The organism is Paenibacillus gyeongsangnamensis, assembly GCF_027533625.1.
Taxonomy (GTDB): domain Bacteria; phylum Bacillota; class Bacilli; order Paenibacillales; family NBRC-103111; genus Paenibacillus_G; species Paenibacillus_G gyeongsangnamensis.
This window is the reverse complement of record NZ_JAQAGZ010000033.1, coordinates 34,411-46,574: the sequence shown is the minus strand read 5'-3', so window position 1 is coordinate 46,574 and position 12,164 is coordinate 34,411. Positions and strand designations below refer to the sequence as shown.

The following is a 12,164-nucleotide window of genomic DNA, read 5'->3' as shown; positions in this document are numbered from 1 at the left end:
AGTCACAGAGCAACTATATGCGTTTAGGTGTATCTTATCTACAAAGACAGGTAGAATAGGATTGCCGACAAAGGAAGTAATATGTAATTTCCAACTTGTCCTGGAGGCGTATGGGAGAAACGGACAGGTTTCATTCTCCCTGCCATCATTCGTAATACAATTTCGAGGAACATAAGCAAATACATGAGGGGAATAAGGGTTTTATACCGAAAAAAGATGACGAGTTGTATCAATGCATAGAGAAGTTGAGCGCTTCCCCACAACGCAAACGCGAATTTTATACCATCTGCACCAGGAACTGATAAATCCATTCCCGCAATAGTCCCAGCGCCACCATCAGGTGCAAAGAAATGAATACAACTTCTAACGATACCAATGATGGCAAGCAGCAAAAACGCGATAGACGCTATTTGACTACCTTGATAATGGTTGTCTGCGACGATAGGGAATATCAGATTTAACACGTTATGCATGACTGAGCGCTCCTTCTATACATTTATCCAAATTAATCAAATATACTGGGAATATTCGGTCGTTCATTTAAATAATAAATGATGCTGCCGGTCATTTTTGGCAGCAATGATTTTTATTGAGCGCAAGTTCTCCATTTAGTTCAGCGAGGCGGCTGAAAAGCTATGTCGGTCGCCTCGCTGTTTTTTTATTTCACAAGCGTACCCGTTAACGCCTTAAGCTTAAGAACCAAAATATCACTTTAGTTTTTCGCGCATGACATCGATCGCTTGGTGCATTGAGCCTAAAATAACCTCAATCTTAAAATCACGTGCTATACATTCAAATGTTGAATCATGAAAAGATAGTATGAAATGTTTGTAATCTTTTAAGTTTTCTGATTGGTGATAAGGGTGAACTTCGTTCATCTTCGATAAAATTCTGATCCATGATGAGTCCTCAACGATAAAAGATGAGTAGGGTCTTAGCGGATATTGGATGAATCTAAGGTTTATGCGCGACCAGCACTTGCTTGGAAGCTTTTTCGGTTGAGTGCTCCATAACCTGCTGTTGCCCGGTACGAGAAGATAACCCGGCGCATTCACGAAAAGCGAAATGTTTGCAGCCTAAACATTTGTTGTAATCCAATTTATTTAACGCATAGGTGATAGCTTCACCGGTATGGTCAAAGAAGTGGTCTTCTCCAATAATTTGATCTAATCCGGTCTTTTTTAAATAGGCTTTGGGTTGAGGTTGAATGCCTGAAAGGAGCACACTGCCTCCGGATTTTTTAAAATGCTTCACGATACTGGCAAGGTTCGATTCGCCGGTAGCATCCATGAAAGGTACTTTTCCCATTCGAAGCAGCAACACTTTCGGATGCAAGCGAAGTGTGTCCATAATCGATTTTTCAAACATATTGGCCGCGCCAAAGAAAAGGGGTCCCTCAATCGTATAAATGCCAACTTGTGGGCAGTCATGGCCTTCGTTTACCATATAAGACTTTACCTTCTCGTTCTTCATCGATGGGTCGGGTAAAACTTTTGTAACCGTAAGGATATCCCGCATGCGTTTCACAAAGACAATAACGGCAAGGAGCAATCCCACCTCAACGGCTGTAGTCAGATTCGTTAATACCGTAAGAAGGAACGTAATCACTAAAATGATCGAATCGCTGGTTTTCGTTTTTAACACATGGGCGAATTCTTTCCGCTCGCTCATATTCCAGGCCACCACCATCAGGATCGGTGCCATGCTGGATAGCGGAATGGCCGACGCCAAAGGAGCGAATAGGATCAAGACCAACAACACGACTACCCCATGTACCATTCCCGATATAGGTGAGGCAGCCCCGTTTTTAATATTCGTTGCCGTCCGTGCAATGGCCCCGGTTGCCGGAATTCCGCCAAAAAGAGGAGCCGCGATATTGGCAATCCCTTGCCCAATGAGCTCACGATTACTATTATGTTTGCTGCCTGACATACCATCTGCAACAACAGCTGACAGCAGAGATTCAATTCCGCCCAGCATCGCAATAACAAATGCGGGCGGGAGCAGTTGTTGTATCTTTTCCAGCGAAAAATGTGGAATAGAAAGAGTCGGCAATGTGCTTGGAATCGCGCCATAGGTCGAACCAATGGTTTCCACCTTTCCGCTAAAGAATAAAGCCGCAACAATGCTTGAAACGATAAGACCGACTAACGACGCCGGAATTTTCGGAAAGACTTTGGGAAGAAAGATTATGACGACAAGACTAACGACAGCAGTAATGACACTGTACATATTCAAAGTGTAAAGATGGGTTCCGATTTCTTTCATATTGGACAAAAAGTCTTCATGACTCTTCATATTTCGCAATCCAAAGAAATTCGCGATTTGTCCGGAAAAGATGATAACAGCGATACCTGACGTAAACCCGATCGTAACGGGGCGGGGAATAAATTGAATCAAGATGCCAAGCTTGAAAATACCCATCAAAACAAGAATAATCCCTGCGATAATGCCAGCGAGGAGCAAATTTTCATATCCGTACTGCAGGACAATACCTAATAAGATCGGAACAAAGGCTCCGGTTGGACCGCCAATCTGAAACTTGGAACCACCAAGCAAAGAAATGAGGAATCCTGCTACAATGGTCGTATAAATTCCAAACTGAGGTTTTACCCCGGAAGCAATAGCAAAAGACATGGCAAGCGGAATGGCTACGACACCGACAATCAACCCTGCAACGAGATCCCGACGTAGCGCTTGGCTGTTGTATCCTTCAAATCTTCCTGACCATTTCATAAAAACCCTTCTTCTTTATATATTTGATTATTTGAATATACGGGAAATATACACCCATCAATCGTTCCTGTCAATGAACAAATAACTGCCTTTTACATGCAAAAATGCCCTTTTCGCACAATAAAAACAAGGCTATCTTGTTGGATTTCAAGATTCCCTCCTTACTTGTCTTTTTATTCATTTCTTATGTTTTCCAACAACGAAATAGCGTCTACCAGATGATTGTCAAAAATAATTTTGGCAACCCTAAGCAGCTCCTTTATGAGGGGATCTCGAAGGGAATAAATAACGGAAGTCCCCTCTTTTGTTCCGCTAACCACATTTTTATTTCGAAGTACGGCTAGCTGCTGCGAGACAGCTGAGCCTTCACTTCCCAATATAGTCTGCAATTCATTGACATTTTTATCTCCCTCGCAGAGCACCTCAAGGATCCGAATACGCATGGGATGAGCCAACGCTTTAAAAAATTCCGCTTTAAATTGCTGAATATCGCGATTCATCATCTAATCCCCTTAAAAATTTTGAAGATCTAAATATATACAAATAATAATACCACATATAAAAAGCTGGTTGTAAAACAGCCCTTGGGCGTATAATATTATATTCAAATAATCAAATATTAGTTTCTCGGATATTCAGTTTTTGTAAAATATGAAAGGTGCTGCGCACATGACTAAATTTTTAAATATCTCACAGGGAGACTATCCCTTAATCAATAAGGGATTACTACAGTCTGACCAAAAAAACAACTCGGCCACCCGACCGAAACAATTAAATGAGAGATTGCGCATTACAACAAAACAAAAAGTAATCGAAGTTGGATTGGAATTTCTCAGTGGGGCTGGGGCCGATCATATCTGTAAAGTGTGTATTTCTGGCGGCGGCTCTTGCTGCATAGGCTGCGGCTTTTTGAACCATGGTGTCGGCTGTCAACAACGGAATACGAGTTGCACGGCTTGGCTATGCGGGTTTCTAAAGTTTATCTTGTATGAAGCTGGCTTGATAAATGAATGGATAGAATTTTGGGAGCAAGTTCCAGGACAAGAATTCCGGGAAGATTTCACACCTGCCTTTTTTGCCGTTCACAAATGGTTAGATACACCGAATATTCGTGTTTTGTCCGAAGCTTTTGCCGAGGATTTACACGAGCTGCAACCCAATAACTATCCGTTCTGGTTGCTTGAAATTAAAGAAACATTAGACCGGCATGTAGAAATGATTTTGGAGTATAACGATCCGGAAATCACCAGAAAGATCGAGAAGGACATAAAATACCTGACAAAGGATTTCCGTAGGTTTCATCTGGCAAAGAACAGCTTGATTCCTTGCTGAACAGGAATTTGAACGTTTTTGAAACTTGCAGCCAAAGGAAGGGTGCACGATAGGGCTCCTTCATTTTTATGTAACCATTATCTTTTAATGATTCTACAACCGAATTAAAGAGTTTTTTTCCTAACCCTATTCGTTGGTAATCCTTTAGTAGATAGATTGCAAATAGCTCACCATCATGTTCAAATTCGTTATTCCGTCTTCGACCCCCATTCGAAAATCCAACGATATTACCTGCCATGTCTTCTGCGACGAATATCTTTTCGTCAACGTTTAGATTCTCAAATGTCCACAACCAACTTTTCATTCTCTTTTCAACGGAGAGATTGGACAAATACGATTCGGAAATAATGCCTTTATAAGTGGTTTTCCAGCTATCAACATGAACTTTTGCGATTTTTTCTGCATCCTCAATGTGAGCTTCTCTTATTATCATCGGTTTCCCCTCAATCCGATTGTATGTTTATCCCTATGTTACCATAAAGGAACATTGAAGATAGCTGCCCGTTAGCGTAACAAAGCTGCCGTTCAACGCGGCAGCTTTATCATGGTGTGGATTATTGTGCTATCGTACTCCGTTAGCGCAATGATTTATGATGCGGTTTACCGTACAAAAGACTTCTCTTAAGTATCGTTTTATGATTGTCTTTGAATTTCCGAAGCCTTATGTTTGCTAAACGAAGTCAATCATACAATCTAACAACTCAATGGGATACGTATGCTCCTTTGTTCCGCTCGGCGTAGTGGTAATAATATTTTAAACGCTACTTTCTACATCAACGGATTCACGACCGTTTTCGGCAAAATTATCATACATAGATGACTCATGTTATACTGGTCAAAAAGGAGGTCGCTGACATTGCCCCAACTGACGATAAGAGGAATTGCACCGGAACGAGTGATCGCGATCAGCGAAGCGTTAGTACGACAATTAGCCGACGTGTGCGGCTGCGGCACAGATAATTTTACCTTCGATTGCCTGCAGACTGTTTCTGCGATGGACGGTAAGCGTGTGGATACGTATCCGTTCGTCGAAGTCGCCTGGTTCGAACGCGGGATGCAAACGAGAGACCGTTTCGCCGAAACGATAACGAAGCATTTGCTTGCAGCGGGCGTGCCGGAGGTGGAAATTGCCTTCAAAGTGTATAGCGAGGAAGGTTACTACATCAACGGCATGCGCTGCGATGCGCTTTGACGGCGGCTTGCCAGTCTACGTATCAGCTGCCCCAGTGCCGTTGATACAACCATATGTTGGAATGGCTTACTACGCTATCCTGCCCGTTGAACGGAGTGTACAGAAACGAAAACAAGCGATGGATCAGTTCCATCGCCAAGTTTAATGATTAATGGTACTGTCCCGTAATGTTTTCATCAATATCTTTCAATAGTTTGGTGAGAAATACAATTTGCCCAGTATGATAACCATAGTGCGCAGCAACTTGAATGAGCAGAAGTCTTATGACTCTAATATCGTAGGTCTCGTCTTCCGACGCATTAACTCGATGCATCTTATTCCAATCCTCTAAAGAATACCTAATAATTACTTCCCTATTTAAATCCTTCTCGGATAAGTTTGATAATGTGCTAGTCGAATCAGAGCGTGTTCTCTGAAGTAGGTTTTTTAATTCATCCCTAGTCATACCGCCTTCAGGTACAAATTCTCCTCGGGAGCGTTCTCTAATGAACGGATTGTTACCGATTGCACTTACGAAATTTTGATACTCGTTTCCTGCTAAATGTAAGCAGAGGTTTCCAATACTATTGGTCGAAGACCCCGTTTTTTTCCAAATCAAATCATCATCAAGATTATCAAGGCTCTTTATAATGCGATTTAACTGCTTATTCATGTCTTCGAGTACGTTCTTTACTATCTCCAGCATATCAGTACCCTCCGCAAATGTTATCATACTGTCCAATAGAACATTAAGACTACCTATCTGTGGTCGCCTCTTATTGAATTTATTCCAAAAACGCTTATCCATATTCTAACACAATAATTTGAAGATAACTGCCAGTTAGCATAACGCGGCTGCCGAATTTTGCCGGGAGCCGCGTCTTAGTTTGATTATTCCACTAACGTACCCGTCCCTCAGGCCGCCGATTCGAGCGGCAGCCTTCTAGCAGTATATCATTGCACTTCCCCCAATATTATTTTAACAATGCCTTAAAGCTGCTTAATCCTTGTTCGCCATCGACAAATAGTCTACGGAGCAGCAAAGGGTTCTGGTCCGGCGCAGCCTTCCCCTGATCGATCGTGAAAGCATAACGGAATTGGTTCTCCTTCAAAATGTTCAAGGTGACTTGATTTCGTTCCCCGTATGGGTAACAAAAGACGTCTGCCGTTATCTCCAGCTGCTCTTCGATTTGATGACGGCCCTCCATAATTTCGTGCTCTTGTTTCTCAGCGCTCAGCCTTGGCAAATGCGGATGAGTCATACCGTGGGGCTGTATGTCCCAGCCGACCTGATGCATTTCTTTTACCTCATCCCAGTTTAAAAAATACCCGTCATCCACCATACCCGGGGACATAAATAGAGTGGCGCGGAACTCATACTTTTTTAGAATAGGCATGGCAGTGGTGTAATTGTCTTTGTACCCGTCATCGAACGTTAGAAGTACCGGTTTGGTCGGCGGACTGACGCGGCCTTCCCAAATGTCTATGAATTCTTTCAAAGACAACGTCGTATAGCCTTGTTCCGCTAAGTATTGCATCTGTTCTTCCAGCTTTTTCGGAGTGATTGCGGCTCTATTGCCGGGCTGAATCGTAACGCTATGATAGTTTAGCACCGGTATACTTACTTTGGAAAGAAAAGGCGGCGTCTTATATATGGCGTCTACAACTGCTGAACTAGGCGCCGCCAGAGGGTGCTGAATTGGCTCCATTATTAGAACAGGCTCAATGATTTGTGGTGGTTCCTGCTGCCCACCTAAAGCAGACGCTTGAGTAGGCTTTGACGGTTCTTGGGTCCATGTCGGCATCGTCTGCTGCGGTTCAGAGCTCGTCTGAGCGGTCGTTTCCAATTTCTGGAGAACAGCAAATGCTGTTAAACAAAGAATTGCAATGGTAACCAGAACTCCAACTATAATCAAAGAAAAACGCCTTTTCAAAGGGAACATCGTACATGCACCACCCGATTCATAGAATAACCGACATTCTATTAATCTATTACTATCCGGCTGATGCTCAAAATATGCTTATGTTGCGATACTTATTTTTCCGCATAATAAGATCCGCGCAACGGAAGAATCAGCTCCGCCAGCATAATGACCCAGATATATCCACATTATTGTGATCTACTAATAATTTCTTTATACCAACAACAGCGGGTCCCGCTATCTCAGGGGCCTGCGAACCCGATAGGCCGACTGTGGAATTGAAGTCAGCAGCCGTGGCCAGATTGACGTCCTCGGGCTCATGCACCAACAAGCAACCCATCCCCTCCCCATACACTGCCTGAGTTTTGTACATTCCTGCCACAGTCGTTGTCACTTCGCGCTTTTCACGGTCAACGTTGTATCGCATCAAGCTATCGATAAAACGAATGGCTCCGGTCGGCTTCACCATATCGGCGTAGATCTGATCGGAATTCAGGCCCGAGACAAAAGTTTCGGAACAGATTTGATGACTGGTAAAGCCCGAGGCAACCATTAATGGTTGATACAGCAGGAACCCTGAGCAAACGGATAACATTAAAACGGCTGTGACAGCCAGTAAAGTAAATCTTCGCTTTCCGTCACTCCTAGAAATTATCGCCAATGGGCAAATTTTGCGAGCTTTTTTCATTGCAAGATCAACACCTCTAGTTTTACTTCTGCATCTGTCATAATATAAGCTGCCAGCACTGATATTACATCGACAAAGCCGTATGCCAAGGTTTCAATGGAAAACGGTTTGCCTTCAAGTTTGAGATGGTTGGCACGGTTAAACCTCAACAAGCTTACGCCGTTAGAGTACGGGCACCAGCTTGTGGGGTTTTGAGTCTTAATCAATTCACTAGGTAGATGTTCTATTCCCGTAAGGAACTTTTATATTCCTGTTTGCTTCGCTTATAAACGTTGATCCCAGTAACAGGAGAGCGCCTAATATTTGAAATAAGGTCATCCTTTATATTTCGGATAAATTTGTTGGCCAAGGTCAGAATTGCATAAAAAGCTGCCGCAATAAGTCCATAAAGGATACCGAGCAGATGATGTTCGGCTCCCCCAGTACTGCCGCTTTGCACAATTAAAATCAATCCGAAAAGAGCCATTCCGACACATATCACTTTTTTGAGTGAAAGTTTTTCTTTCAGTACAATAGGCGACATCATAATGACCAAAACGGGAGCAAAATAATAGCTTAAAGCTGCATTCGCGATTGTGGTTTCCTTATAAGACTGAAAAAGAAAGATCCAATTTCCACCCAAGGCGAAGCTTGCGAGTAATAGTACAGGAGCATTCATTTTAATGTTTTGCCACGATATTTTACGCTTGGTACAGATGCAGATGATGAACAGAAACAAGCTGCCAATCAGACTCATGAATAAAGCTATTTCACTTGAAGCCAAATCAATATACTTGGCAAAAACTCCAACTGCACCGAAGATTACCATCGACAAGATGAAATATATTTTTTCTTTCACTTCATTTCCCGCTTTCTACTAGATATGATGGTGCGACCTATGAGTTGCCGGCTGCCACATGCATACAGTAGAATCTTTGGAAAGGACTAGCAAACCTCATGTAAGTACCTTGACAGTAGATTCTACTGTTGAGGTATTACTGGCGGGTCAATAAAGTTAAACATCGTTATCTCTCCTCCACAAAGTAAAATAAGAAAAAACTGAATCATTTCATGACCCATAAATTTTATAAACTTATTATATAGCCAAGACGTCTGCCTGAAAAGTTTGTAAGACAGCCATCCTGTCAGGGGAGTTTGGCGGACCATGTACGTCGCCTTACCACCTAAGCATCCGGAATTGATCCAGGTTCGGTTTGACCAAATAAAATTCCCCCGTTCCAGCGCGATAATTGCCGGAGCGGGGGGATTTTTCGTCTTTGCAACGTCATAATCGGATTAGTGCAGCGAAAGCATGGCCGCCATGTCCTCTTGCGCATCGCCGATCAGCTTCAGGCCGAATTTCTCGACGAGTACGTTCATGACACCTTCGTTAATGAACTCCGGCGCCTTCGGGCCGATACGGATATCCTGGATTCCGAGGCTGAACAAGCCTAACAGAATGGCGACGGCCTTCTGTTCGAACCACGACAGCACGATGCTCACCGGCAGTTCGTTGACACTGCAGCCAAAGGCGTCGGCGAGCGCCAGCGCGATTTTGACCGTGGAGCCGGAGTTGTTGCACTGGCCCAAATCGATGTACCGCGGGATACCGGTGCCGGCAACCGTGCCGTAATCCACATCATTAAAGCGGAACTTGCCGCAGGACGTCGTCAGGATGACCGTGTCGTTCGGAAGCGATGTCGCCAGCTCGCGGTAATACTCACCGCCTTTGCCCGGGGCGTCGCAGCCGGCGATGACGAAGAAACGTTTGATCAGGCCGTCTTTGACCGCTTGAATGATTTCCGGCGCAAGCCCGATGACGGTTTCGTGGTGGTAGCCGGTGGTCAGCACTTGCTCGGAGTCGATATTCGCCCCCGGCAGCTCGAGCGCCCGCTCGATCAGCGGCGAGAAATCCTCGCCGACGATTTTCGTAACGTTCTCAAGCCCGGCTACCTCATAGGAGAAGAAGCGGTCCGCATAGGTGCCCTTGATCGGCATAACGCAGTTTGTCGTCGCGAGAATCGCTCCCGGGAACTGCTCGAACAGCCGGCGTTGGTCATACCAGGCTTTCCCGATGTTTCCTTTTAAGTGCGCATATTGCTTCAGCTTCGGATATCCGTGTGCCGGCAGCATTTCGGAGTGGGTATAGATATTGATGCCTTTGCCTTCCGTCTGCTTAAGCAGCTCTTCCAGCGCATACAGGTTGTGCCCCGTCACGACGATGCACTTGCCCTCAATCTTATTCTGCGGTACCGTAACCGGCTGCGGAATACCGAAGTGCGTCGTATGCGCCCGGTCGAGCACATCCATGATCCGCACCGCGGCATTGCCGACCTTCTGGCCATATCCAGGTGCTCCTGCAGATTGAAATTGGAGTTGGTCAATGTCAGATAAAGTGCTTCGTGCGTTATTTTATCAACTTCCGGGTCGGTATAACCAAGCTGTCTGGCGTGCGTCGCATAGGCAGCTATTCCCTTTAATGCAAAAATGATCGTATCCTGCAAGCTTGCGATCGTCTCGTCTTTTCCGCATACCCCGACAACCTTACAGCCACCGTTCGGTGTTTGTTCGCATTGGTAACAAAACATGATGCATCCTCCATTCAGTGATTCGCTATTTACTCTTACAATGATTAGCTTATCAGAAGCGGGAGGATACTAATGTGATAGTGCTCACATCGTTTCTGGCGAAATGGTGACAACGATTCACGCATTGCTCGTACAACTGTTGACAATACCCGGTTTTCATATAAATCAGTGCTGATGTCTAAATAGGATTGTTTTATGGATATGTTGATTTTACTGGGTTTTCAAGGCGTTTCAATTAGCTTTCAAATGAAATAAGTTTTTTATTGTGGTGGAAATATTAATTGGTAAACTGAAAATAAAGTTTTTTAAGGCTATGGGGGCATATGTAAGTAAACGTACCCGACGATTCGGAGCCGCATACTCCGGAATGTTTATTTATTTCTGGTTACAAACTTTTTATAATTCTTAACGTTTCGTATCACCTTCACATTACCTGACAACAGTTTCTTCTCGCTAATAATCCATGTATGATCTCTAGAATGTTTCCTGCGCAGTGCTGCAAAATTATACTTTCCTCTCGAATAAACCGTATAGCCCTTTGCCCGGCATTTTTGGCAGAACTTATCGTCCTCGCCTACATCTACATTGGAGAAACGAACCTTACGGAAGACACTTTTTTTGAATACCAGCGTAGCTCCGGGTAAAATTCGAACTCGTTGATACTGCCTATTTGGGTTGCGCAAAATCAGAACCTTTTTTCCGTCCAACCAGAGGAAATGGGCTCTTTTTCCTACGACATCCACCTTTTTGCTCCGAAACAGATTCATGGCATCCGACAAGTATCGAGGAGCGTAATAATCATCGTCGTCAAATTTGGCTATATGCGAGTACTTCGATTCCCTTATTCCGAAGTTAAGGCACTTTCCTAGCGTGGTGATTTCCTTTTTCCTGTACACTCTGATATTCCTATACTTCTTGACCATTGCTCTGTACGGCCTTACCGGAATATCGTTGTTATTGATAATGATGATCAGTTCCTTTTTGGCAAACGAGTCCGACCCTCGCATAAGGTAGCATATCTTACCTTCGACGACGGTCCGAACGAGGTGACGCTGGCATTATTGAACATACTTGCCCGTCATCGGGCAAAGGCTTCCTTTTTTATGCTGGAGCCCCATATTCGCCGGTATCCCTGCACAGTAAGAGCCATGATCCGGCAAGGCCATGCCGTCGGGTTGCACGGAGTTACCCATAAAGTCAATCGATTCTATGCTTCGAAACGCTCTGTCGTCCGTGAACTCGATCAGACCCGCCGCACTTTAAAAAGAGCAACCGGCAAAACCAGCTATTTGGTCCGTACCCCTTACGAAAGCTTGCCCCATCTCAAGCCTGCTTATTTCAAAGCGCTCAAGAAAGCAGGCTATCGGCTGTGGGATTGGAATGTAGACAGTAAGGATTGGAAATACAAGAACCGATACTCCATCGTTATGGTGAAAAAGGGGACTCTTCGAATGGAGAAAGCGATGGTTCGTCCAGTCATATTGATGCACGATCTTAAAGAAACGGCTGAAATATTACCAAAAATCCTCTTATTCTTGAAGAGAAGAGGATTTAGATTCAAAAAAATAACTCCAGATTTAAAACCCGTTCATTTTGTCAAATGATCCCGGATTCACTTCAAAAGTAAAAGCCCGAAATAATAACGACGATAAAACAAACAAGGTATAGCGTATAAATCATCGAAATCCCCTCAAAACAGGAGAAATACCGAACACAGAACGTAAAAAGATCGTCCTTTACCTCGCCAA

Annotated in this window: 12 protein-coding genes and 1 pseudogene; 3 read left to right on the top strand and 10 right to left on the bottom strand. The window is 44.0% G+C overall.

All coding sequences use genetic code 11. The annotated features are described in order from the left end of the window. Positions 1-38: 38 nt before the first annotated feature. From O9H85_RS33655 to O9H85_RS33645, 3 genes are all read right to left on the bottom strand, one after another. Positions 39-473, bottom strand: coding sequence for a hypothetical protein (locus tag O9H85_RS33655; RefSeq protein ID WP_269885741.1), 435 nt, complete (start codon positions 471-473; stop codon positions 39-41). A gap of 481 nt (positions 474-954) precedes the next feature. After that, positions 955-2,736: a SulP family inorganic anion transporter gene (locus O9H85_RS33650; protein WP_269885740.1), complete on the bottom strand. Its 1,782-nt coding sequence runs from the start codon at positions 2,734-2,736 to the stop codon at positions 955-957. A gap of 173 nt (positions 2,737-2,909) precedes the next feature. Further along, positions 2,910-3,236 carry an ArsR/SmtB family transcription factor gene (locus O9H85_RS33645; protein ID WP_269885739.1) on the bottom strand — a complete coding sequence of 109 codons (327 nt, stop codon included), beginning with the start codon at positions 3,234-3,236 and terminating at the stop codon, positions 2,910-2,912. 169 nt (positions 3,237-3,405) lie between these two features. On the opposite strand from O9H85_RS33645, the gene O9H85_RS33640 reads away from it, so the two are divergent. Next, positions 3,406-4,068 carry a hypothetical protein gene (locus O9H85_RS33640; RefSeq protein ID WP_269885738.1) on the top strand — a complete coding sequence of 221 codons (663 nt, stop codon included), beginning with the start codon at positions 3,406-3,408 and terminating at the stop codon, positions 4,066-4,068. On the opposite strand, the gene O9H85_RS38080 is transcribed toward O9H85_RS33640, so the two are convergent. Further along, positions 3,980-4,372, bottom strand: coding sequence for a GNAT family N-acetyltransferase (locus tag O9H85_RS38080; RefSeq protein WP_409348245.1), 393 nt, complete (start codon positions 4,370-4,372; stop codon positions 3,980-3,982). The genes O9H85_RS33640 and O9H85_RS38080 overlap by 89 nt on opposite strands. A 552-nt stretch (positions 4,373-4,924) precedes the next feature. Between O9H85_RS38080 and O9H85_RS33635 the strand changes: the two genes are divergently transcribed. Then, complete coding sequence (locus O9H85_RS33635) at positions 4,925-5,260, top strand: DUF1904 family protein (RefSeq protein WP_269885737.1); 336 nt, start codon at positions 4,925-4,927, stop codon at positions 5,258-5,260. A 148-nt stretch (positions 5,261-5,408) separates the two neighbouring features. On the opposite strand, the gene O9H85_RS33630 is transcribed toward O9H85_RS33635, so the two are convergent. From O9H85_RS33630 to O9H85_RS33605, 6 genes and pseudogenes are all read right to left on the bottom strand, one after another. Further along, a complete protein-coding gene (locus tag O9H85_RS33630) occupies positions 5,409-5,945 on the bottom strand; it encodes a DinB family protein (RefSeq protein WP_269885736.1) in 537 nt (178 codons plus the stop codon). Between the two features lie 268 nt (positions 5,946-6,213). Beyond that, the gene (locus tag O9H85_RS33625; RefSeq protein WP_269885735.1) at positions 6,214-7,182 is read right to left on the bottom strand and encodes a polysaccharide deacetylase family protein; all 969 of its coding nucleotides are present in this window, start codon (positions 7,180-7,182) and stop codon (positions 6,214-6,216) included. Between the two features lie 130 nt (positions 7,183-7,312). After that, positions 7,313-7,849 carry a hypothetical protein gene (locus O9H85_RS33620; protein WP_269885734.1) on the bottom strand — a complete coding sequence of 179 codons (537 nt, stop codon included), beginning with the start codon at positions 7,847-7,849 and terminating at the stop codon, positions 7,313-7,315. A 223-nt stretch (positions 7,850-8,072) separates the two neighbouring features. Further along, on the bottom strand, positions 8,073-8,687 hold the full coding sequence (locus O9H85_RS33615) for a DMT family transporter (RefSeq protein ID WP_269885733.1): 615 nt from the start codon (positions 8,685-8,687) through the stop codon (positions 8,073-8,075). A 437-nt stretch (positions 8,688-9,124) separates the two neighbouring features. Beyond that, a pseudogene (gene hcp, locus O9H85_RS33610) lies at positions 9,125-10,416 on the bottom strand (hydroxylamine reductase). Between the two features lie 371 nt (positions 10,417-10,787). Further along, a complete protein-coding gene (locus O9H85_RS33605; RefSeq protein ID WP_269885732.1) occupies positions 10,788-11,423 on the bottom strand; it encodes a glycosyltransferase family 2 protein in 636 nt (211 codons plus the stop codon). Here O9H85_RS33605 and O9H85_RS33600 point away from each other — a divergent pair. Beyond that, on the top strand, positions 11,319-12,020 hold the full coding sequence (locus tag O9H85_RS33600) for a polysaccharide deacetylase family protein (RefSeq protein ID WP_333474303.1): 702 nt from the start codon (positions 11,319-11,321) through the stop codon (positions 12,018-12,020). The two genes, O9H85_RS33605 and O9H85_RS33600, sit on opposite strands and share 105 nt — an antisense overlap. Positions 12,021-12,164 lie beyond the last annotated feature (144 nt).

Coding starts and splice junctions, on each gene's coding strand:
- O9H85_RS33605 (WP_269885732.1), bottom strand. CDS start 11,423: ATGCGAGGGTCGGACTCGTTTGCCAAAAAGGAACTGATCATCATTATC.
- O9H85_RS33650 (WP_269885740.1), bottom strand. CDS start 2,736: ATGAAATGGTCAGGAAGATTTGAAGGATACAACAGCCAAGCGCTACGT.
- O9H85_RS33630 (WP_269885736.1), bottom strand. CDS start 5,945: ATGCTGGAGATAGTAAAGAACGTACTCGAAGACATGAATAAGCAGTTA.
- O9H85_RS38080 (WP_409348245.1), bottom strand. CDS start 4,372: ATGAAAAGTTGGTTGTGGACATTTGAGAATCTAAACGTTGACGAAAAG.
- O9H85_RS33640 (WP_269885738.1), top strand. CDS start 3,406: ATGACTAAATTTTTAAATATCTCACAGGGAGACTATCCCTTAATCAAT.
- O9H85_RS33655 (WP_269885741.1), bottom strand. CDS start 473: ATGCATAACGTGTTAAATCTGATATTCCCTATCGTCGCAGACAACCAT.
- O9H85_RS33625 (WP_269885735.1), bottom strand. CDS start 7,182: ATGTTCCCTTTGAAAAGGCGTTTTTCTTTGATTATAGTTGGAGTTCTG.
- O9H85_RS33620 (WP_269885734.1), bottom strand. CDS start 7,849: ATGAAAAAAGCTCGCAAAATTTGCCCATTGGCGATAATTTCTAGGAGT.
- O9H85_RS33645 (WP_269885739.1), bottom strand. CDS start 3,236: ATGAATCGCGATATTCAGCAATTTAAAGCGGAATTTTTTAAAGCGTTG.